Source organism: Streptomyces tsukubensis (genome assembly GCF_003932715.1).
Lineage (GTDB): Bacteria > Actinomycetota > Actinomycetes > Streptomycetales > Streptomycetaceae > Streptomyces > Streptomyces tsukubensis.
Map to the genome: position 1 here is coordinate 1,658,295 of NZ_CP020700.1, position 20,471 is coordinate 1,678,765.

Consider the following 20,471-nt stretch of genomic DNA (forward strand, 5'->3'; position numbering starts at 1 on the left):
TCGCGGCCCGGGTACGGCCCGGGGACAGGGGCCGTACCGGTCCGGTGCGGGATCAGGCGCGGCCGCGGGTACGGGCGCGGTTGCGGGCCATCAGCAGCGCACCGCCGCCCAGGCCGAGCAGGATCGCCGAACCGCCCGCCAGATAGAGGGTGGTGGAGCTGCCGCCGGTCTCGGCGAGGTTCTCGGTGGGCTCACCGCCGGTCTGGGTCTTCACCTGAGGCTCCTCCTCGGCCTTCGGCTGCTCCTTCTTCGGCTCCTCGGGCTTCGGCTCCTCCGGCTTTGCCGGGGCCGCCTTCGGTGTCTCGCAGGTCGCCTCGACGAGGGTGACCGTGCCGTTGACCTCGGCGACGTTCAGCTTCAGCGGATTGACGCTCACCTTCAGTTCGAGGGCGGTGGCGGCTGCCGTACGGGAGGTGGTGACGGTCCTCGACAGGTCGAGCGTCACCTCTCCGACGGCCGGTACGGCGATCCGGGTGCGGCCGCCCGCGGTGAGGGTGACCTTCTGCCCGAGGATCCGTACCGTGCCCAGCAGATTCGATTCGGCCACGGGCTTCCGGCCGACGACGCAACTGGCCTTGGAGGTGACCTGCTCGACCTCGAAGAGGGAGAGCAGCGGCAGTCCGGGGACGTGCACCCGGGCCCGGGCCAGATTGACGTAGCCCTCGGACTTCTTGCGGTCCGCGGTGGCCCGGGCGGTGGCGACGTCGGCCCGGACCATCTGGAAGGGCTTCCCCCCGTCGACCCCGTCGAGCCGGACGGAGAGTGCGGTGCGCTCGGCGCTCGCTGGGGCCGTCACCTGGTTCAGGGTCGCGGTCAGCGGCAGCTGGATCGACTTGTTGAGCAGGGACACGTCGAGCCCGGCGCGGAGGACGACCGCGCCCGCCCGGCCCTCCGCGCCGCTTCCCGTGGCCTGCGCGGGACCGGCCAGCGCGACCGGGGCCGCGACGAGGGCGACGGCGGCCGTGACGGCGGCGCAGCGGCGAGCGGGCAGGCGAAAGGTATTGCTGTTCAAGATGGTGGAACCCCCACAGGAGTACGGCGTCGCCCTGCGGCCACGGGGACACGCGGCCGGCGGCGACCGGGACGCCCATCATCTTTACGCACTGAGAGTGAACTGACGGATACCCGGCGTCAGTTCACCCCAAAGAGGGGTTTCCGTGAACGTATTCGATTAACTGGACACATCCGTTCCCGGTGGCCCCTCCGGTTTCACTCCCGCGGCGGTCCCGGGAGGGTGGCCGCGGCCCGGAACGCCCCCGGCCGAAGGGTGCTTCAACGAGCGGGCCGGGCCGGATGTCACGCCCGGTCAACCGGGCGCCGCTGCCCCGGGGCGGTTCAGCCGACGATCCGGCCGTTCAGGACGACCCGGCGGGGGGCCGCCAGGGCCCGGACGTCGGCGCGCGGATCCTCGCCGTAGACGACGAGGTCGGCCGGTGCGCCCTCGTCCAGGGCCGGGCGGCCCAGCCAGGCGCGGGCGCCCCAGGTCGTCGCCGAGAGCGCGTCGAGCGGCGGGATCCCGGCCTTCACCAGCTCGGCGACCTCGGCCGCGACCAGGCCGTGGGCGAGCGAACCGCCCGCGTCGGTGCCGACGAAGACCGGGATGCCCGCGTCGTAGGCGGAGCGCACGGTGTCGTACCGCCGCTCGTGAAGCCGCCGCATATGGCCGGACCAGACGGGGAACTTGGCCTCGCCGCCGGCCGCGAGCGCCGGGAAGGTGGCGATGTTGACCAGGGTCGGCACGATGGCCACCCCGCGCTCGGCGAAGAGCGGAATGGTGTCGTCGGTGAGGCCGGTGGCGTGTTCGATGCAGTCGATGCCCGCTTCGACGAGATCGCGGAGCGAGTCCTCGGCGAAGCAGTGCGCGGTGACCCGGGCGCCGAGCCGGTGGGCCTCCGCGATGGCGGCCTCCACTTCGGCCCGCGGCCAGCAGGCGGTCAGATCGCCCGCTTCGCGGTCGATCCAGTCTCCGACGAGTTTGACCCAGCCGTCCCCGCGCCGCGCTTCGCGGGCGACGTAGGACACCAGATCGGCGGGTTCGATCTCATGGGCGTAGTTGCGGATGTAGCGGCGGGTGCGGGCGATGTGCCGGCCCGCCCGGATGATCTTCGGGAGGTCCTCCCGGTCGTCGATCCACCGGGTGTCGGCCGCCGAACCCGCGTCCCGGATCAGCAGGGTGCCCGCGTCGCGGTCGGTCAGGGCCTGCTTCTCGCTGGTGGCGGCGGACACGGCGCCGTGCGCGTCCAGACCCACGTGGCAGTGGGCGTCGACCAGTCCGGGCAGTGCCCATCCGGTCACGGTGACGACCGCGGCCGAGGACACGGACGGGCGGTCGTAGGTGATGCGTCCCCCGACGACCCACAGCTCGGCCCGGACGTCCTCCGGGCCGACGAGCACCCGCCCCTTCACATGCAGCACCGTGTGATCGCTCATGACTGCACTGTACGAGGGCGGGGACCGGGCCCACGAGAGTGCCGGAGAGGTCCGCCAGGCCCGGTCGGGGGCCGAATCGGGGACCGGTCCGGGACCGGGATCCGGCTCGGTACCCTCGTGCGGTGTGGCCGGAATACCCCGGCCCGAACCGAACTGTCCGAAGAAGGCGCCCACCGTGACACATCCGTTTCTGGACCTCCCTCCGCTGACCGCCGACCGGTTCGCGGCCATCGAGCGGCGGGTCGCCGCGCTGCTCGGCACCGAGCAGGACGTGGTGATCACCCAGGGCGAGGCGCTGTTGCCGCTGGAGGGCTGCATCCGGTCCGGCGCCCGGCCCGGTTCGACGGCGCTGAACGTGGTGACGGGCCCGTACGGCCAGACCTTCGGCAACTGGCTGCGGGACTGCGGGGCGAAGGTCGTCGATCTGGAGGTGCCGTTCCACACCGCGGTCACCGCCGCACAGGTCGAGCAGGCGCTGGCCGGGCACCCGGAGATCGACTTCGTCTCCCTGGTGCACGCCGAGGCGGCGACCGGCAACACCAACCCGGTCGCGGAGATCGGCGAGGTCGTCCGGGCCCACGGCGCCCTGTTCATGCTGGACGCGGTGGCCTCGGTGGCGGCCGAACCGCTGCTGCCGGACGCCTGGGGCGTGGATCTCTGCGTGATCGGGGCGCAGAAGGCGATGGGCGGTCCGGCCGGGGTGTCGGCGGTGTCGGTGAGCGCGCGCGCCTGGGAGCGGTTCGCCGCGAACCCGGCCGCGCCCCGGCGTTCGTACCTCTCCCTGCTCGACTGGAAGGAGCGGTGGATCGACGGCGGCCGCCGGACCCTGCTGCACGCGCCCGCGCAGCTGGAGATGCTCGCGCTGGAGGCCTGTGTCGACCGGATCGAGAAGGACGGCCTCGACACGGTCGTCGCCCGGCATGCGACGGCGGCCGCGGCGACGCGTGCGGGCGCCGCGGCGCTCGGCGGCGGTCTGACGCCCTATGTGCACGAGGCGCGGGACGCCGCTCCGGTGGCGACGACGCTGCGGACCCCGGCCGGGGTCGACGCGGCCGGGCTGGTGGCGGCCGCGCTGGCCGTCGACCCCTCGCTGCCGCTGGTCGCGGGCGGCGGGGCGCTGGCCGGGGAGATGATCCGGGTCAACCACTACGGCGCGGACGCGACCCAGGACGCGGTGCTGTCGTCGCTGTCGGCGCTGGGGGCGGCGCTGGCCGCATCGGGCACGGCGCCCGAGCCGGTCGACCAGACGGCGGCGCGCCGCGCGGCCCTGGCCGCCTGGTCGTAACCGTCCGCCGGCTGCCCGGTGCCGACGGCCGTCCGCCGTCGACCCCCGGAAGAATGCAATTCCGGGCCATAAATTCAAAGCGGAACCAGAAAACGGGAAGCTTTGTCACCGCCTTTACGGATGGCAGCTTCCCGTTTTCTTCTGCCCGGGTTCCGAGGGCCTAAACGCTAAAGTTCCAACAGGGCGAACCACCCCCTCCCCGCATGTGATCGAACCCACAACGGCGCCGTTTTGCGGCTTATTTACCGGACAGATGCCGACATAACGCTGCACTGTTCAGAGGGCTCGCGCCCGCGCGATAACACATCACCCAGCTCACCCCAAGCCGCAGTGACCATGCATTCATGGAATTGAATCGGTAAGTTGAATCGGCATGAACGCCGCGCAGGACAACCTGGTACGAGCCGAATCCCATCGTGAATTCACCGTTATCGAGAGCCCCCGCGTCGAGGACGGGGCCGCGCTCTGGCGCATCGCCCGCGACTCCGAGGTGCTGGACCTCAACTCCTCGTACAGCTACCTGCTGTGGTGCCGGGACTTCGCCACGACCTCCCTGGTGGCCCGGGGCCCGGACGGGGAGCCCGTCGCGTTCGTGACCGGCTACACCCGCCCGGACCGGCCCGATTCCCTGGTCGTCTGGCAGATCGCGGTCGACCGCGAGCACCGCGGGCGCGGTCTGGCGGGAGCCCTGCTGGACGCGCTGACCGCCCGGGTCACCGCCGAGCTGGGTATCCGGCGGCTGGAGACCACCGTCACCCCCGGCAACACCGCGTCGGACCGGCTCTTCACGGCCTTCGCCGCCCGCCGGGGAGCGCAGGTCGAGCGCACCGTCCTGTTCGGCGGGGAGCTGTTCCCGCCGGGTGCGGGGCACGAGCCGGAGCTGCTCTACCGCATCGGGCCGCTCGACCGCTGACCGTCCGCGCGCCCCTCGCCGTACGGCCGAAGGCCGCCCGCCGCCGTACCCGTGCCGTACGCGCCGCGCCGCCCCGATTCCGCACCGCCCCGATTCCGTACCGCCCGATGATCCGTCGCCCCGCACCACCGGCCTGCGGCCCTGCGACCGCCGCACGGCCCGGCCCACACCCCCGGGAGAGAGCAGTGACCATCACCCCGCCCGCCCTGAGCATCTTCGAAACCCTCGAATCGGAGGTGCGCAGCTACTGCCGCAGCTGGCCCGCGGTCTTCGACCGGGCCCGCGGCAGCCGTCTCGTGGACGAGGACGGCCACTCCTATCTCGACTTCTTCGCCGGAGCCGGCTCCCTCAACTACGGGCACAACAACCCCGTACTCAAACGCGCCCTGCTCGACTATCTCGAACGGGACGGCATCACCCACGGGCTCGACATGGCGACCACAGCCAAGCGGACCTTCCTGGAGACCTTCCAGAACGTGGTCCTCCGGCCGCGCGATCTGCCCTACAAGGTGATGTTCCCGGGCCCGACCGGCACCAATGCGGTGGAGGCTGCGCTGAAGCTGGCCCGGAAGGTGAAGGGCCGGGAGTCGGTCGTCTCCTTCACCAACGCCTTCCACGGGATGTCGCTGGGGTCCCTCGCGGTCACCGGCAACGCCTTCAAACGGGCGGGGGCAGGCATTCCGCTGGTCCACGGCACGCCGATGCCGTTCGACAACTACTTCGACGGCACCGTCCCCGACTTCCTCTGGTTCGAACGGCTGCTGGAGGACCAGGGCTCCGGGCTCAACAAGCCCGCCGCCGTGATCGTGGAGACCGTCCAGGGCGAGGGCGGGATCAATGTGGCCCGGCCCGAGTGGCTGCGCGCGCTCAAGGAGCTGTGCGAACGGCGGGACATGCTGCTGATCGTCGACGACATCCAGATGGGCTGCGGCCGGACCGGGGGCTTCTTCTCCTTCGAGGAGGCGGGCATCGTCCCGGACATCGTGACCCTCTCCAAGTCGATCAGCGGTTACGGGCTGCCGATGTCGCTCTGCCTGTTCCTGCCGGAACTGGACGTCTGGGAGCCCGGCGAGCACAACGGCACCTTCCGCGGCAACAACCCCGCCTTCGTCACCGCCGCCGCCGCGCTGCGGACCTACTGGGCCGACGGCGAGTTGGAGAAGCAGACCCTGGACCGCGGCGAACAGGTCGAACAGGCGCTGCTGGCCCTGGCCGCCGAGGACCCCGAGCCCGGTTTCGGCTTCCGCGGCCGCGGACTGGTCTGGGGCCTCGAATTCCCGGACAAACAGCGGGCTTCGGCGGTCTGCGCCCGCGCCTTCGAACTCGGGCTGCTGCTGGAGACCTCGGGCCCCGAGGGCGAGGTGGTGAAGCTTCTGCCGCCGCTCACCGTCTCGGCCGAGGAACTGGACGAGGGCCTGCGGACCCTGGCCCGCGCCGTCCGCGAAACCGCCTGACGGCGCCCGCCCGCACCACTCCCCCACCGAACAGACCGAACAGACCGAACGAACAGAGGTGACCACAGCGTGATCGTCCGCTCCCTCGACGACATCGAGAACACGGACCGGCACATCAGAGCGGCCTCCGGGACCTGGGAGAGCAAACGTCTGGTCCTGGCCCGCGAACGGGTCGGGTTCTCGCTCCACGAGACCGTGCTCTACGCGGGCACCGAGACGTCCATGTGGTACGCGAACCACATCGAGGCGGTGCTCTGCGTCGAGGGCACGGCCGAACTGACCGACGACGAGACCGGCGAGGTCCACACCATCGGCCCCGGCACGATGTACCTGCTCGACGGGCACGAACGGCACACCCTGCGTCCGGTCACCGACTTCCGCTGCGTCTGCGTCTTCAACCCGCCGGTCACCGGCCGGGAGGACCACGACGAACACGGCGTCTATCCCCTGATCACCGAGGAGGGCTGAACCATGGCGACCGCCACCGGCACCGCCGTACACCACGACCTCTATCCGACCCGCGGCCGGGCCGAGGTGCCGACCCCGCGCCGGGACCCGGTCGTCTGGTCGGCGCCGGGCGCGCCCGGCCCGCTGCTCCCCGCCCAGCTCGCGGCCTACGAACGCGACGGCTTCATCGGCGTCGAGGACCAGATCACCGACGAGGAGGTGGCGCTCTACCGGACGGAGATGGAGCGGCTGATCTCCGATCCCGATGTCCGCGCCGACGAGCGGGCGATCGTCGAGCCCGGGTCGGACAAGGTGCGCTCGGTCTTCGAGGTGCACCGGATCAGCGCTGTCTTCGCCGCGCTGGTGCGCGACGAGCGGGTGGTGGGCCGGGCCCGGCAGATCCTCGGTTCGGACGTCTACGTCCACCAGTCCCGGATCAACGTGAAGCCGGGCTTCGGCGCCTCCGGCTTCTACTGGCACTCGGACTTCGAGACCTGGCACGCGGAGGACGGGATGCCCGCGATGCGGGCGGTGTCGGTGTCGATCGCGCTGACCGAGAACCGGGACACCAACGGCGGGCTGATGATCATGCCGGGTTCGCACCGCACCTTCCTGGGCTGCGCGGGCGAGACCCCGAAGGACAACTACAAGCGCTCCCTGCGGATGCAGGAGGCGGGGACGCCGTCGGACGGAGCGCTGACCCGGTTCGCGGACGAGCACGGGATCAGGCTGTTCACCGGCCGGGCGGGCTCCGCGACCTGGTTCGACTGCAACTGCATGCACGGCTCGGGCGACAACATCAGTCCGTACGCCCGGAGCAATGTCTTCATCGTCTTCAACAGCGTGGAGAACGCGGCGGTGGAACCGTTCGCGGCGCCGGTGCGGCGGCCGGAGTTCATCGGGGCGCGGGACTTCACTCCGGTACGCCCCGGCTGAGGAACGTCCGGGAGGGACCGGGCCGCTGGTACGGAAAAGGGAGGGGGAGGGGCGCCGGTGTACGCCCCTCCCCCTTCGCCCGCTCCCCCTCGGGCGGGCGGTACGGGCCGGTCGGGCCCGGTGGCCCGGTCGGCCCGGTCCCGGCCGGTCGGCCCGGTCAGACTGCCGCCGTGACCGAGGCCGTGGCCAGGGCCGGGTAGTCCGTGTAGCCCCGCTCGTCACCGCCGAAGAAGGTGGCCGGGTCGGGGGTGTTGTACGGGCCCGAGGTGCGCAGCCGGGACGGCAGGTCCGGGTTGGCGAGGAAGAGCGCGCCGAAGGCGAGCAGATCGGCCGTGCCGTCCTCGACCAGGCCCAGCGCGTCATGGCCGGTCGGCCCCTCGCTTACGGGGTTGAGCACGAGGGTGCCGGTGAACTCCTTGCGCAGCCCCAGGGTGAACGGCCGGACCTCGGGGGTGGCCTCCAGGACATGGAGGTAGGCGATGCCGAGCGGCTCCAGGGCACGGACCAGCGTCCGGTAGACGGCGTCCGGAGCGGGCTCCTGGATGTCGTTGTACGGATTCGACGGCGAGATCCGCAGGCCGACCCGGGAGGCGCCGATCGCGTCCGCGACCGCGCGCACGGTCTCCACGGCGAACCGGGTGCGGTTCTCGTCCGTACCGCCCCACTCGTCGGTGCGCAGGTTGGTGTTGGGGGCGAGGAACTGGTGGATCAGATAGCCGTTGGCGCCGTGCAGCTCCACCCCGTCGAAACCGGCGTCGATCGCGTTGCGGGCGGCTGCGGCGAAGTCCTCGACGGTAGTGCGGACCTCGTCGGCGGAGAGCTCGTCCGGGGTCGTGAAGTCCTGCATCCCCTGCTTGGTGAAGATCTGGCCGTCGGCGCGGACGGCGGAGGGGCCGACGGGGCGGAGCTCGCCGGGCAGCAGATCGGGGTGGCCGATCCGCCCGGTGTGCATGAGCTGGGCGAAGATCGTGCCGCCGCGGGCGTGGACGGCGTCGGTGACCCGGCGCCAGCCCGCCGTCTGCTCGTCGCTGTGGAGACCGGGGGTGTCGGGGTAGCCCTGGCCGACAACCGAGGGCTGGATGCCCTCGGTGACGATCAGCCCCGCGGAGGCGCGCTGGGCGTAGTACTCGACCGTCGCATCGGTGGGCGAGTGCCCGGGGCCGTAGGCCCGGCTACGGGTCATGGGGGCCATGGCGATGCGGTTGGCGAGCGTCCGTCCGGCGAGGTCGACGGGGTCGAAAGCGGTGGTCATCGGGGCTCCCACAGAGGTGTGTGGTCGGCCAAATGATATTAGATGGCCGACCAATGAATCCGGTCGGGGGATACTGTAGCGCACTTCTTTGGCCGACCAAGGTAAAATTTTCGGGAGGCTTCCGGGAGACACTGTCACTGCGGGCGGGGAGACTGACGCACACACCATGCGACCAGCACCGACTAGCACCGACCGGCACCGACACCCCTGCGAGGAGGGTCCGATGACGACCGACGAGTACGTGGCCCCGGCAGGAGCGCCGGTGGAAGCGGAGTGCACCGGGACCGACGGCGGGCCGGAGCCTTCCGCGGCGGACTGCGCCGGAGCGGGCCTGGGGTTCGCCGCCGGACCCGCCTGCAACGAGAAGGCGCCGGTCTCCTTCACGGTCTCCCGGGTCGCCCGGCTGCACCGGATGGTCAGCGGAAAGCATCTGCGGAGCCTCGGCCTCTATCCCGGCCAGGAGTTCGTCATGGTCCATCTGTGGACCCGGGGCCCGTCCCGCCAGTCCGATCTGATCAGGGCCGCCGATCTCGACCCGTCCACCGTCACCAAGATGCTCCAGCGGCTGGAACAGGCCGGACACGTCCGCCGATGTCCCGATCCGGCGGACCGCCGGGCGGTCCTCGTCGAGGCGACCGAGTCCGGCGACGGGCTCCGGGCGGCGGTGGAGGCGACCCTCTCCGGTCTGGAGGAGCATCTGCTCACCGGCCTCGACGAGGGCGAGCGGCAGGAACTGCTGCGGCTGCTGACCAAGGCGGAGCGGAATCTCTGCCGGGAGGCCGGCGGGGAGTGCGAACCCCCCGAGTAGCGCATGGCGCTCTAGACCAGCGCCTCCAGGAGCCGGTCCACGTGCCCAGGTGTGTTGTACAAGTGGAAGGACACCCTCAGCCCGCCGGCGCGGGCGGCGGTGACGATGCCCTGTGCGGCGAGGGCGGGCACCCGGTCCGCCAGCCCGGGGACGGAGACGATCGCGGACTCCCCCGGCACCGGTGTGTGCCCCCGTTCGGCCAGCCCCTCGCGCAGCCGCCGGGCCAGGCCCGTCACGTGCCGGTGAACGGTCTCCGTACCCGCCTCCGCCAGCAGCTCCAGCGACGGGACCAGCGCGTGGAACGAGGGGTACGCCGGTGATTCGTCGAAGCGGCGCGCATTCGCCGCCAGTTCCCGCGCCGGGCCGTACAGCGCACCGTCCGCCGAGGCGAAGGTCCCGGCGAAGAGCGGCCGCAGGGTGCGCTGCGCCTCCTCGGTGACGGTCAGGAACGACACCCCGCGCAGACCGAGCAGGAATTTGTACGCGACGGTGACCGTGTAGTCGAAATCGCCCGCGCACAGCGGCAGCCAGCCCGCGGACTGGCTGGTGTCGGCCAGGGTCCGCGCGCCGTGCGCGGCGGCCGCCTCCCGTACCGCCGCGAGATCTGCGATCCGCCCGTCGGCGGACTGCACGGCCGAGAACGCCACCAGTGCCGTACCGGGGCGGACCGCGTCGGCGAGCCCTTCGAGCGGGGCGTAGCGCGGCTTCAGATCCCCACGGGCCGTGAACGGGGTGACGACGGAGGTGTACTCGCCCTCGGGGAAGAGCACCTCCGCGCCCGCCGGCAGCGACTGCGCGACCAGGCCGACAGCCGTGGCCAGGGAGCTGCCCACGGCCACCCGTCCGGCGTCGACGCCCACCAGTCCGGCGAAGGACTCCCGTACCGCGCCCACGGTGCCGTAGTCACCGGCGCCCCCGGGCCGCCCGGCGGCCAGTTCCCCCGCCAGGGCCGCCAGCGCGGCGACCGCCCGGCGGGGCAGCACACCGCAGGAGGCGGTGTTCAGATACGTCGATCCCAGCGCGAACTCGGCGGCGGCAGCATCCGGAGTCTCCATACGATCACCCTGAGCGCCGCGGGGCGCGCGGTCAACCACGCGCGCGGGCCCGCGACCGGATCACCGGGACCCTGCGGCCGGGCGCGTCCGTGCGATCACGCGGACTCCGCGGCCTCCCGGGACTTCCACGCCTGCTCCAGTGCCTGGGTGAACAGCTCGGCGGGCTGCCCGCCGGAGACCCCGTACCGCCGGTCGAAGACGAAGAATGGCACTCCGCTCGCCCCCATGCCGGACGCCTCCTGCTCATCGGCGCGGACGTCGGCCGCGTACGCCTCGCGGTCCGCGAGGACCCCGCGTACCTCCGCCTCGTCCAGCCCGGCCTCGACGGCAACCGCCAGCAGCACCTCGTCGTCGTAGACGGACCGCTCCTCGGCAAAGTTGGCGCGGTAGACCCGGTCCAGCAGCTCGCCCTGACGGCCCCGGGCCTTCGCCAGATGCAGGACGCGGTGGATGTCGAAGGTGTTGCCGTGGTCGCGGTCGTCCGTACGGTACGGGAGGCCCTCGGCCCGGGCGTTTCCGGCGACGTGCTCCTCCATCGCCACGGCCTCCTCGCGGCTGCGCCCGTATATCCGCATCAGCACCTCGACGACCGTGTCGATCGTGTCCTTGGGGCGGCCCGGGTCCAGCTCGTAGGACCGATGCACCACTTCCACCTCGTCCCGGTGCGCGAACCGGGCGAGCCCCTTCTCGAAGCGTTCCTTCCCGATGTAGCACCAGGGGCAGGCGATGTCGCTCCAGATCTCGACGCGCATCACGACTGTCTTCTCCACTCTCCGGCCGTCCAGTTCTCCCGGGCGACAACGTCCGCACCGAAGCGCGCATTCCCCGGCGGCGGTCCCGGCACCCGGGAATCAGGGGCGGGGAACCATCCCGGGGGCGCCGGTCGTCTTCCGGGTGGGATGAACAAGACGATCAGGCACACCGCCGTCTTCACTCTGCTGCTGGTGCTGGCCCTGCTGCTGCGGGCCACCTGGGTACAGGCGTACGAGGCGGAGGCACTCGCGGACAACGACAAGAACCGGCGCAAGGTCATCGACCAGTACGCCCAGCCGCTGGGCGACATCGTCGTGGCCGGGAGCGCCGTCACCGGCTCGCAGCGCAGCTCCGGCGGCGATCTGGCGTACCAGCGCACCTACACCGACGGCGAGCTGTACGCGGCGGTGACCGGCTACAGCTCCCAGGCGTACGGCTCCACCCAGTTGGAGGGCATCTACGGCCAGGTGCTCGACGGCACCGACCCCCGGCTGAAGAACCCGCTGGACACGCTCACCCGCGCCCAGCAGGAGCCGGGTGATGTGCTCACGACCATCGACCCGGCGGTCCAAAAGGCGGCGTTCGAGGCGCTCGGCGACGTCAAGGGCGCGGCGGTGGCGGTCGAGCCCGCCACGGGCCGCATCCTCGGGCTGGCCAGCACCCCTTCGTACGATCCGTCGGCGATCGCCGGGACCACGGACGGCGAGACCTGGCAGAAGCTGCTCACCGACCCGGACAAGCCGATGGTGAACCGGGCGCTGCGGCAGCCGCTGGCCCCGGGATCGACGTTCAAGCTGGTCGTCGCGGCCGCGGCGCTGGAGGACGGGCGGTACGGGACGGTCGACGAGCGGACCGACAGCCCCATGCCGTACACGCTCCCCCTCACCACGAAGCCGCTGCGGAACGACATCCCGAGCGCGCCCTGCGAGGATGCGTCGATCCGTGAGGCGCTGCGCTGGTCGTGCAACAACGTCTTCGCCAAGCTGGCGATCGACCTGGGCCAGGACAAGGTCCGGGCGATGGCGGAGAAGTTCGGGTTCAACAAGGAGTGGGACGTTCCGGTCCGGGCGTACGAGAGCGTGTACCCGAAGGGGCTCGACGCTCCGCAGACCGGTCTGACCGGTATCGGCCAGTTCGATGTGACGGCCACCCCGCTCCAGATGGCGATGGTCTCGGCGGCGATCGCCAACGGCGGTGTGCTGGCCTCCCCGCATATGGTGTCCCAGGTCGTCGACGCCGAGGGCACCGTCCTCGACTCGTACGACGGAAAACCGGGGAAGCGGGTCGTCTCGGAGCGGACCGCGGAGCAGTTGCGCAGTGCGATGGTGACGGTCGTCGAGAAGGGTACGGGCTCGAACGCGCAGGTCGCGGGGGCCGAGGTCGGCGGCAAGACGGGCACCGCCCAGCAGGGGGTCGACAACACGGGCAAGCCGTACGCCTGGTTCACCTCCTACGGCACGGACCGGGAGACCGGGAAGCAGATCGCGGTCGCGGTGGTCATCGAGGACGCGGGCGGTCCGCGCTCGGAGGTCAGCGGGAACGGTCTGGCGGCGCCGGTGGCACAGAAGATCATGGCGGCGGCGCTCCGGTAGGCGCGCGGACGCCCGGCGCGAGGGCGTGCGTACCGCCGAGCGGAGCCGTCGGTGTGGTCCCGGAGGGTGAAAGGCGGCGCCGGGAGGGAGCGGAGGGAAGGGTAAGGGAACGGCAAAGCGGTCCCGGTCGTTACTTCTGGCATGACCGCTATGACCCCCGGCTCGAACATCCCTCTGCCCTCCTCCCGTGTGGCGGTGGACGTCGCCGCCCCCGTGCGACTCGACGTGTCGGGCCTCCTCCTCACCGCAGACGGCAAGGTGCGCTCCGACGCCGATTTCATCTTCTACAACCAGCCCACGGGCCCGGGGGTGAGCTACCGCTCCGGCGGCGGCTCCGCGCCGGACGCGATCGTGGTCGACACCGCGGCCGTCCCGCCGGGCATCGAGAAGATCGTGATCACGGCCAGCCCGGACGCGGCGGGCCAGTCCTTCCAGGGCATCGAGCCGACCGCCACCGTCCGGGACGCGGACAGCGGCAGCCCGCTGGCCACCTTCACCCCGCCCCGGCTGGGCGCGGAGACGGCCCTGGTCGTCGTGGAGGTCTACCGGCGCAACGGCGTCTGGAAGGTCCGTGCCGTCGGCCAGGGATACGCCAACGGTCTCGCGGGCATCGCGACCGACTTCGGCGTCTCGGTGGACGAGGAGCCCGCCGCGGCCGCACCGCAGCCCGCCGCTCCCCCGGTGACGCCCCCGCCCACCCCCGCCCGGGCCTCCAGCGCCCCGGCCACCCCTCCGCCGCCCCCCGCCCCGGCCGCGCCCGCGGCACCCGCCGCCTCCGGCAAGATCAACCTCGACAAGGGCCGGGTCAACCTCCAGAAGAACCAGACGGTGTCCCTGGTCAAGGGCGGCCGCCCGCTGCTCTCCCAGGTGAAGATGGGCCTCGGCTGGGAGCCCGCGTACCGGAGCAAGGACATCGACCTCGATGCCTCGGTGATCGCCTACGGCCCCCAGCGCAACCACCTCGACAGCTGCTACTTCGGCAAGCTGACCATCCTGGGCGGCTCCATCCGCCACTCCGGCGACAACCTCACCGGTGAGGGCGCGGGCGACGACGAGGTGATCACGGTCGATCTCGGCCGTCTCCCCGCCGATGCCACCGGCCTGGTGTTCACGGTGAACTCCTTCTCCGGCCAGAAGTTCACCGAGGTCGCCAAGGCCTACTGCCGTCTGCTGGACGCGGCGACGGGCGAGGAGCTGGTCCGCTTCGACCTGACGGGCGCCGAGCCGCAGACGGGCGTGATGATGGCGAAGCTGATCCGCCAGTACTCGGGCGAGTGGGAGATGACGGCCATGGGCGACTTCGTGAAGTCGCGCACGGTCCGCGGCATGGTGAAGCCCGCGGCCCAGGCGCTGTAGAAAGCCTCAGGTCAGGCCGTGCCCGCCCTCCCCGGGAGGGTGGGCACGGACGCCACGAGCTGTCGGTAGCAGCCGTTGCTCCACTCGGCGTTCCGCTCCCCGGCCACGGCGGTCCAGTGCCGGCAGACGGCATCGACAAAGGCGCGGACCGCGTCCGGGGCGGCCTCCTGCCACGCGGGTACGGTCGCCAGCCAGGCGAGGGCGGCGTCCGGGGGCTGATCGCATTCCATGAGCCGTACGGCGGTGTACGCGGCGTCGACCCAGGCGGGGCCGGTGGCGGGCCTGGCCCAGTCGACGGCGTACGCCCGCCCGGTCGCATGCTCCACGAGGAGATTGTGCGGGTGGGTGTCGGTGTGCAGCAGGGTGTCCCCGGCGAGCAGCTCGGAGTCCCCGGGCCGGAGGTGACCGGCGAACCGCTCGGCGAGCGTGGGCACCCGGACCCCGTCCGGCACCCGCAGCCGCCCCATGCGCCCGAGCACCTCGCGTACCGCGTCCAGATCCTTCGACCCGGGCCCGAGGTCGGCGTGCCGCCCGTCGACCCGGTCGAAGACGAGGACCCGCCATCCGGCTGCCCTCACGTCGTACCGCAGAGCAGGCCCGACTCCCTCGACGGCCGCGCCGAGCAGGGCTTCGAGGTGGAGTGCGGCGGCCTCGTCCGTGTCCCCGTCCGGCACACCCTTGAGGAAGAGGCCGCCGTACCGCTGTGTCCGGACGGTTGCCGCGAGCCGGCAGTTGAGCCCGTGGGGAACGGTCTCGTCGCTCAGCAGGGCGCCGGTCCGCGCGGTGACCTCGTCCCGTAGGACGGCGGGAAGGGCGTCCCAGCCGACGCGGTCGATCATGAAGGTCCCTTTCTCGGGGCGGGCCGCTCACCGTGATGAGGCGGCCCGGTGGTGCCGGTCGGGTGCTACTGCTGCTGCGTGGCACCGCACAGTCGGCACCGCATCTGGCCGCTCCAGCCGACCCACTGGTGTGGGCAGTCGGCCGTGCCGGGGGTGCCCGGGGCACTCGTGCTCCGGGCGCTGTGGTGAAGGTCCGGGCACTTCGCGGCTCCGCAACGGCACGGCGGCCATGCCCGTTCGGGAGCCGCTGCCGGAAGACCGGCCTCAGCGGGAGCGCGATCAGTACGCTGCATGCGTCGACTCCATCCAGTCGGCCACCCCTCGGGCCCGGCGAGGCTACGAGCGTTTCTCTGCTGAACTTCGCAGCACGAGCAGGAAGACGACGGTAGGGAGTTGCGCATACCTGCCGCCACAAAGTTGCACGCGATTGCAGGGACGGACCTCCATCGAGGTCACACCCCGTCGACTCACTTGACAGCCGCACCAGAATGGCCGTACCAAGCCTGCGAACCGGTGCAACTTCGGAGCAACGGAGGCGACATGGACCTACGGTTCGTCGGGATCGCCCCCGAGACGGACGACGACGGATGCCCCACCCTCTGAGACAAGGACTCCGCATGGAGCCGGACCTGGTGAAGGCGCACGTCGAAGCGTTCGAGAACGTCTGGGCGCGCGCGATCCCGCATGCCGAGTACGAGATCGTCTGACCCGTGCCCGGCTCCCCGACGACCAGCGTGCAGGAAGCCCGAGCCGCCCTCGCGGAGCGGCTGCGGGCCCTCCGGCTGGACGCCGGGATCACCGGCAAACAGCTCGCAGCGGCCTGCGGCTGGTCCGCCGCGAAGTCCTCACGGATCGCGGCAGGCCGCACGAGCCCGTCGGACGATGACATCCGGGCCTGGTGCCGAGCGTGCGGCGCCGAGGACCTCACAGCCGACCTGATCGCCGCCCGGCGCCAGGCGGACTCCATGTACGTCGAGTGGCGCCGCCTCCAGCGCACCGGGATGCGGCGTCTCCAAGAGGCATCACGGCCGCTCTACGAACGCACCCGCTCCTTCCGTGTCTACGCCTCGGGCGTCATCCCCGGATACCTCCAGACCCCCGGCTACGCCCGCGCCCTCATGGGCACCATCGCCCGGTTCCGCGGAACCCCGGACGACGTCGACGACGCCGTGAAGGCACGGATACGGCGGTCTCAGGCCGTCCTCCACGGGAACCACCGGTTTGCCACCCTGATCGAAGAGAACGTCCTGCACCACCGGGTAGGCGACACCGAGGTCATGGCCGGCCAGCTCGGCCACCTCCTCGCCTCCATGGCACTCCCCTCCATGTCCATCGGGATCGTCCCCTCCGCAGCCGCCCGGGAGCAGGTGATGTGGCCGGTCGAGCAGTTCACCGCCTTCGATGACGACCGCGTTCATGTCGAACTGCTGGCGGCGAAAGTCACCGTCACCGCGCCGGGCGAGCTGGAGGTGTACCACCGGGCGTTCGCGAGGCTGGCAAGGCTCGCGGTCCACGGGGCGCATGCGCGGGCGCTGATCGTCAGGGCCATCGACGCCCTTGCGTAAGCCCCCGGCCGTGATCGCGGTGGAGACCTGGTGGCGGTCTGCAGCAGCGGTTGCAGGGGCGGCTGACCTCCACCTCCGTGGAGAGCCGGAGCACCACCCGATCCGAAGCCCTCTGAGATGCGGCAACGTCACCGGTGAGAGCACCTGCGCCTCCTGGAGATCACACCGATCCTTCGGTCGGCGTGGTCGTCAGCATCGTCGACAGCTCTGTGCGGCCCGTCGCCCCCGTCTTGCGGTAGACCCGGTGGAGATGGTTGTCGACCGTCCTGACCGAGACGCCGAGTGCGGCCGCGATCTCCCTGCTGGTGTGCCCGGCGGCGGCGAGACGGGCCACGTCGCGCTCCCGGTCCGTCAGTCCCGGGGTCCAGCAGGCGAGGACCGCCGGTGTCATCGTCCCTTCGCAGGCCGCGGTGAGACGGTGGCAGCGGTCCGCGGCCCGCTGGGCTCGGGTGTCCTCTCCCCGGCGGGACCACAGCCCGGCCGCCTGCGCCGCGGCCTCGGCCGCGTGCAGCCGCATTCCGGCGGCGTCGAATCCGGCGACGGCCCGCTCCAGGGCGGCCGCGTCCCGCGCTCCCAGCGCGGCGGCGTGCTCGGCGTACAGGGCCAGATGCGGGGCGTCGCCCTCGGCGGCGAGGGCGGCGAGGCGGGTGGCGACCCCCGCGGGCTGCCCCAGCCGGACCGGCAGATGCAGCAGTTCCGCCTCCCAGAGGGGAATCGCCTGTTCCCGCGCGCCCTCCGCGGCGAGCAGTGCCTGCCGGACGGCCTCGGGCCGGCGGCCCCGGGCCGCCAGGATCCACGGCTGGGCCATGCGCAGTGCCGGGATCTGGAAGCAGCGGTACGACTCCATCCGGGCCAGATGCGCCCGGTCGAGCAGCGACTCGGCCGCGGCGGTATCACCGAGTTGTGCCTCGACCACGGCCCATTCGCCGAGCAGCAGCCCCTCCTGTCCCCAGGTGCTGTCGTCCCGCAGTACGGCGCAGGCGGCCCGCATGTGCTTGCGGGCGGTGCGCAGGGCGCCGCGCCGGGCGGCGACCCTGCCGAGGTAGAACTGCCAGACGCCCTGACCGGCCACCCAGCCGGACTCCCGGGCCCGCCGGTACTCGGCAGCCGCCGTGGCGTCCGCTTCGTCCAGTCGTCCCGCATAGGCCTGTACGGTGGCCAGCCAGCTCATCAGTCCCGCGGCCAGCATCGGGATATCGTCCTCGCCCGGCAGCATCGGGAGCGCCGATTCGAGCAGTGCAAGCGCGGACTCCGTCCGGCCGTGGCAGAACGCGTGCACCCATTCCGCGTACTGGAGCCGGATCCGGATGCCCGGCCCTGGCCGGTGGCGGCGGCGGGCCCGTTCGACGGCAGCGGTGTACCCGGGCCAGTCGGCCTGTACGGCGAGCAGCAGGGCCTGCAGCGCGGCCAGCTCGGCCCGGGCCTCCTCGTCCCGGAGTTCTTCCTCGCCCCGGCGCAGCAGGTCCACGGCGTCGGCGGGCCGGTCGAGGGTCAGATACATATTGGCTGCCCGTAACTGGAGCGAACGCAGTTGCTCCCGCTCGGGAAGCACGCTCTGCGGCAGCCCGCTGTGCACCTCCTCCGCCTGCACGCCCTGGCCACCGTGGCCGAGGGCGATGGCGAGCACCCGGCGGGCCGGGGTGCCCCCGCCCGCCGCGCACGCGGCCCGGGCCAGCTCGACGGCGAGAGTGAAGTCCATGGTCAGCACGGCGTGGTCGGCCGCGGAGAGCAGCAGTGCCGGGTCGGAGTGGTCGCCTGCCGCCAGTCGCCAGCCGCCGACCCGGGCCGGATCCGCCCGGCGCCGCATTCCGGTGCGCCGGACCGCGTCGGCGAGCTCGCGGCAGTGCCGGCGCCGCCGGTGGGCGGGCATCCGCTGCCGCAGTACTTCGCCGTAGAGCGGATGGGCCAGCCGGACCCGGGCGCGGCGGCCGTCGCTCTCTCCGGTGGCGAGACCGTGGTGGTCGAGTTCGTCCAGGACGGCGGGGCCGACGAGGTGTTCCAGCTCGGCGGAGCCCAGGGGTTCACCGAGCGCCAGCAGCTCGGCGGCCCGCCGGACGGCGGGGCTGAGGCGGCCGATCCGCCGCTCCACGAGACCGGACAGCTCGGTGCCGGGGTCGAGCGGGCCCTTGCGCTGCCAGACCCCGGCGGTGTCCGTCAGCGTGCCCGCGGCGGTGCCCGCCTCCACGAGCTGCTGAAGCCAGAGCACATTGCCGCCGCTGTACCGCCGCAGCAGATCAGCGGTGGAGCCCTCCACCGGCCCGCCGAGCGCCCGTTCCAGCAGCAGACCGACGGAGTCGGCGGTGAGCGGCGGCAGTTCCAGCCGCCGGGCGTAGCCGCCGCGGACCATCGCGTCGACGGCGTCCGGCAGGGGGACGCCCGAGCGGGCGGTGAGCACGATACGGAGGTTCCGGCGCACGGCGAGATGGAGCAGGAGCGCGGCGGATCCGTCGTCGAGCAGGTGGGTGTCGTCGATCTGGAGCACCGGGGCCGGTTTCGGAGCCGTGCCGTTCGGGTCCGTGTCGCCCTCGGCCGCGAGGAGTCCGTCCGCGAGGGCACGGAGCAGGTTGGACCGTCCGCCGGCTGCCGGGAGGGGCTCGGGCAGCAGATGTGCCAGGGCGCCGAAGGGGATCCGCCGGGTGCTCTCGGTGGCCGGGGCCGTCAGCACGCGTGCCACGGGGCGGGCGGGCCCGGCGAGCAGTTCCCGGACGAGTCGTGTCTTGCCGACTCCGGCGGGCCCGGTCAGCAGCAGGACGTACGGATCCGGGCCGGTCAGCAGCGGTACCAGCTCGCCGAGGGCGTCCTCCCGGCCGGTGAAGGGCCAGGAGTGAGCGGAGGTGAGGCTTCCGGTGAGGGGCCGCCGGCTGCCGCCCGGTGGGACGGAGTCTGCTGTTCGGTGCCGCACGGCGGCCCCCTCCCTGAACGGTGGCGCCCGGTGGTACCCCGTCGTGGGTCTGAGTACCAGATTACTCACGACATGACATTGCGTCAGGGATACCTTCTCCTCGGTGCCGGGAACCACCACCGGCCCGTCGGCGGAGACCGAGGAGGCGCTGTGCGCAGCAGAGTTGGAAGGGGCCGGGCCACCGGCCCCGTCAGGCTCCGATCCGTATCGGCCCGGCTGATCACGGCCGTCACCGTAGTGGCCGGGGCACTGGCCGTGGGACCGCCCGCGGCGGCGGCCGACCTGCCCTACGGGCCGTACACCTGTGCCAACGGTTTTGTGTGGCGGGAGGCGTTCGCGGGCGACCAGGTCTGTGTGCCCCCGGCGATCCGCAGCCAGAGCTGGTCGGAGAACGCGCTGGGGCCGTCGCGCCGGGAGCCGAACGGCGGTCCTTACGGGCCGGACACCTGCAAACAGGGCTTCGTCTGGCGGGAGGCCCGCCCGTCGGACCGGGTCTGTGTCCCGCCGCCCAGCCGTGACCAGGCGCGCTCCGACAATGCCAACGCCCCCTATCGGCTGGCCGATGCCGGAGCGACGCCCCAGGGCGGGATCACCGCGATCACCGCGGGGCACTCGGCGGGCGGTCACCTGTACGCCGCGGGCAGCGGGGTCAGCCCTTATGGGGCGGTGAAGTTCTTCGCGGCCCGTATCTCTGCCGGGCTGTTCCCGCTCGGAACGCTGACGGCCACTCCGTCCGGGACGCTGCCGGCGTGGCAGTACGTGGCGAACATAGGTTGCTGGGCGGGAGAGACCAGGCTGGCGACGATCGTGGTCCTCGACCAGGCCTCGGGTCTGGTCACCACCGCCGGGACCACGGACGCGTTCCGCCGCTGCGGCTGACCGAA

General features: G+C 72.2%; 17 protein-coding genes. 10 read left to right on the plus strand and 7 right to left on the minus strand.

Going from position 1 to position 20,471, the window contains the following annotated elements; translation table 11 throughout:
* Positions 1–52 precede the first annotated feature (52 nt).
* Together B7R87_RS05950 and B7R87_RS05955 are read right to left on the minus strand one after the other, a co-directional pair.
* Positions 53–1,012 carry an SCO1860 family LAETG-anchored protein gene (locus B7R87_RS05950; RefSeq protein ID WP_130584528.1) on the minus strand — a complete coding sequence of 320 codons (960 nt, stop codon included), beginning with the start codon at positions 1,010–1,012 and terminating at the stop codon, positions 53–55.
* Between the two features lie 323 nt (positions 1,013–1,335).
* Positions 1,336–2,430, minus strand: coding sequence for an amidohydrolase family protein (locus B7R87_RS05955; protein WP_006349985.1), 1,095 nt, complete (start codon positions 2,428–2,430; stop codon positions 1,336–1,338).
* Between the two features lie 175 nt (positions 2,431–2,605).
* On the opposite strand from B7R87_RS05955, the gene B7R87_RS05960 reads away from it, so the two are divergent.
* The 5 genes from B7R87_RS05960 (at position 2,606) to thpD (ending at position 7,465) form a co-directional block, all read left to right on the plus strand.
* Positions 2,606–3,715 carry a pyridoxal-phosphate-dependent aminotransferase family protein gene (locus tag B7R87_RS05960; RefSeq protein WP_130584529.1) on the plus strand — a complete coding sequence of 370 codons (1,110 nt, stop codon included), beginning with the start codon at positions 2,606–2,608 and terminating at the stop codon, positions 3,713–3,715.
* A gap of 373 nt (positions 3,716–4,088) precedes the next feature.
* A complete protein-coding gene (gene ectA, locus B7R87_RS05965; RefSeq protein WP_006349983.1) occupies positions 4,089–4,628 on the plus strand; it encodes a diaminobutyrate acetyltransferase in 540 nt (179 codons plus the stop codon).
* 185 nt (positions 4,629–4,813) lie between these two features.
* A complete protein-coding gene (ectB, locus tag B7R87_RS05970) occupies positions 4,814–6,082 on the plus strand; it encodes a diaminobutyrate--2-oxoglutarate transaminase (protein WP_006349982.1) in 1,269 nt (422 codons plus the stop codon).
* 69 nt (positions 6,083–6,151) lie between these two features.
* Positions 6,152–6,550, plus strand: a complete 399-nt coding sequence (locus tag B7R87_RS05975; protein WP_006349981.1) for an ectoine synthase — start codon at positions 6,152–6,154, stop codon at positions 6,548–6,550.
* A gap of 3 nt (positions 6,551–6,553) precedes the next feature.
* Positions 6,554–7,465, plus strand: a complete 912-nt coding sequence (gene thpD, locus B7R87_RS05980) for an ectoine hydroxylase (protein ID WP_006349980.1) — start codon at positions 6,554–6,556, stop codon at positions 7,463–7,465.
* A gap of 157 nt (positions 7,466–7,622) precedes the next feature.
* Here thpD and B7R87_RS05985 read toward each other — a convergent pair whose 3' ends face one another.
* Positions 7,623–8,717: an alkene reductase gene (locus B7R87_RS05985; RefSeq protein WP_006349979.1), complete on the minus strand. Its 1,095-nt coding sequence runs from the start codon at positions 8,715–8,717 to the stop codon at positions 7,623–7,625.
* 223 nt (positions 8,718–8,940) lie between these two features.
* Between B7R87_RS05985 and B7R87_RS05990 the strand changes: the two genes are divergently transcribed.
* Positions 8,941–9,525 (plus strand): MarR family winged helix-turn-helix transcriptional regulator, encoded by a 585-nt coding sequence (locus B7R87_RS05990; RefSeq protein ID WP_006349978.1) that lies wholly within the window; start codon positions 8,941–8,943, stop codon positions 9,523–9,525.
* Positions 9,526–9,536: 11 nt separating this feature from the next.
* On the opposite strand, the gene B7R87_RS05995 is transcribed toward B7R87_RS05990, so the two are convergent.
* Together B7R87_RS05995 and B7R87_RS06000 are read right to left on the minus strand one after the other, a co-directional pair.
* Positions 9,537–10,580: an aminotransferase class V-fold PLP-dependent enzyme gene (locus B7R87_RS05995; RefSeq protein ID WP_006349977.1), complete on the minus strand. Its 1,044-nt coding sequence runs from the start codon at positions 10,578–10,580 to the stop codon at positions 9,537–9,539.
* Between the two features lie 95 nt (positions 10,581–10,675).
* The gene (locus B7R87_RS06000) at positions 10,676–11,332 is read right to left on the minus strand and encodes a DsbA family oxidoreductase (protein ID WP_006349976.1); all 657 of its coding nucleotides are present in this window, start codon (positions 11,330–11,332) and stop codon (positions 10,676–10,678) included.
* 147 nt (positions 11,333–11,479) lie between these two features.
* Here B7R87_RS06000 and B7R87_RS06005 point away from each other — a divergent pair, with 147 nt between their 5' ends.
* Together B7R87_RS06005 and B7R87_RS06010 are read left to right on the plus strand one after the other, a co-directional pair.
* The gene (locus tag B7R87_RS06005) at positions 11,480–12,925 is read left to right on the plus strand and encodes a peptidoglycan D,D-transpeptidase FtsI family protein (RefSeq protein ID WP_006349975.1); all 1,446 of its coding nucleotides are present in this window, start codon (positions 11,480–11,482) and stop codon (positions 12,923–12,925) included.
* 141 nt (positions 12,926–13,066) lie between these two features.
* Positions 13,067–14,281: a TerD family protein gene (locus tag B7R87_RS06010; protein WP_187144579.1), complete on the plus strand. Its 1,215-nt coding sequence runs from the start codon at positions 13,067–13,069 to the stop codon at positions 14,279–14,281.
* Positions 14,282–14,292: 11 nt separating this feature from the next.
* On the opposite strand, the gene B7R87_RS06015 is transcribed toward B7R87_RS06010, so the two are convergent.
* Positions 14,293–15,120, minus strand: coding sequence for a phosphotransferase family protein (locus tag B7R87_RS06015; protein ID WP_006349972.1), 828 nt, complete (start codon positions 15,118–15,120; stop codon positions 14,293–14,295).
* 710 nt (positions 15,121–15,830) lie between these two features.
* On the opposite strand from B7R87_RS06015, the gene B7R87_RS06020 reads away from it, so the two are divergent.
* Positions 15,831–16,685, plus strand: coding sequence for a helix-turn-helix domain-containing protein (locus B7R87_RS06020; protein WP_006349971.1), 855 nt, complete (start codon positions 15,831–15,833; stop codon positions 16,683–16,685).
* A 160-nt stretch (positions 16,686–16,845) separates the two neighbouring features.
* On the opposite strand, the gene B7R87_RS06025 is transcribed toward B7R87_RS06020, so the two are convergent.
* Positions 16,846–19,587: a LuxR C-terminal-related transcriptional regulator gene (locus tag B7R87_RS06025; protein ID WP_157997770.1), complete on the minus strand. Its 2,742-nt coding sequence runs from the start codon at positions 19,585–19,587 to the stop codon at positions 16,846–16,848.
* A 150-nt stretch (positions 19,588–19,737) separates the two neighbouring features.
* Here B7R87_RS06025 and B7R87_RS06030 point away from each other — a divergent pair, with 150 nt between their 5' ends.
* Positions 19,738–20,466, plus strand: a complete 729-nt coding sequence (locus B7R87_RS06030) for a hypothetical protein (protein WP_052704651.1) — start codon at positions 19,738–19,740, stop codon at positions 20,464–20,466.
* The last annotated feature ends 5 nt before the right edge of the window (positions 20,467–20,471 follow it).

Excerpts from the sequence above, each read along its gene's own strand:
- B7R87_RS06015 (WP_006349972.1), bottom strand. The coding sequence starts at position 15,120 with ATGATCGACCGCGTCGGCTGGGACGCCCTTCCCGCCGTCCTACGGGAC.
- thpD (WP_006349980.1), top strand. The coding sequence starts at position 6,554 with ATGGCGACCGCCACCGGCACCGCCGTACACCACGACCTCTATCCGACC.
- B7R87_RS05955 (WP_006349985.1), bottom strand. The coding sequence starts at position 2,430 with ATGAGCGATCACACGGTGCTGCATGTGAAGGGGCGGGTGCTCGTCGGC.
- B7R87_RS05995 (WP_006349977.1), bottom strand. The coding sequence starts at position 10,580 with ATGGAGACTCCGGATGCTGCCGCCGCCGAGTTCGCGCTGGGATCGACG.
- B7R87_RS06010 (WP_187144579.1), top strand. The coding sequence starts at position 13,067 with ATGACCGCTATGACCCCCGGCTCGAACATCCCTCTGCCCTCCTCCCGT.
- B7R87_RS05985 (WP_006349979.1), bottom strand. The coding sequence starts at position 8,717 with ATGACCACCGCTTTCGACCCCGTCGACCTCGCCGGACGGACGCTCGCC.
- B7R87_RS06005 (WP_006349975.1), top strand. The coding sequence starts at position 11,480 with ATGAACAAGACGATCAGGCACACCGCCGTCTTCACTCTGCTGCTGGTG.
- B7R87_RS06000 (WP_006349976.1), bottom strand. The coding sequence starts at position 11,332 with ATGCGCGTCGAGATCTGGAGCGACATCGCCTGCCCCTGGTGCTACATC.
- ectA (WP_006349983.1), top strand. The coding sequence starts at position 4,089 with ATGAACGCCGCGCAGGACAACCTGGTACGAGCCGAATCCCATCGTGAA.
- B7R87_RS05990 (WP_006349978.1), top strand. The coding sequence starts at position 8,941 with ATGACGACCGACGAGTACGTGGCCCCGGCAGGAGCGCCGGTGGAAGCG.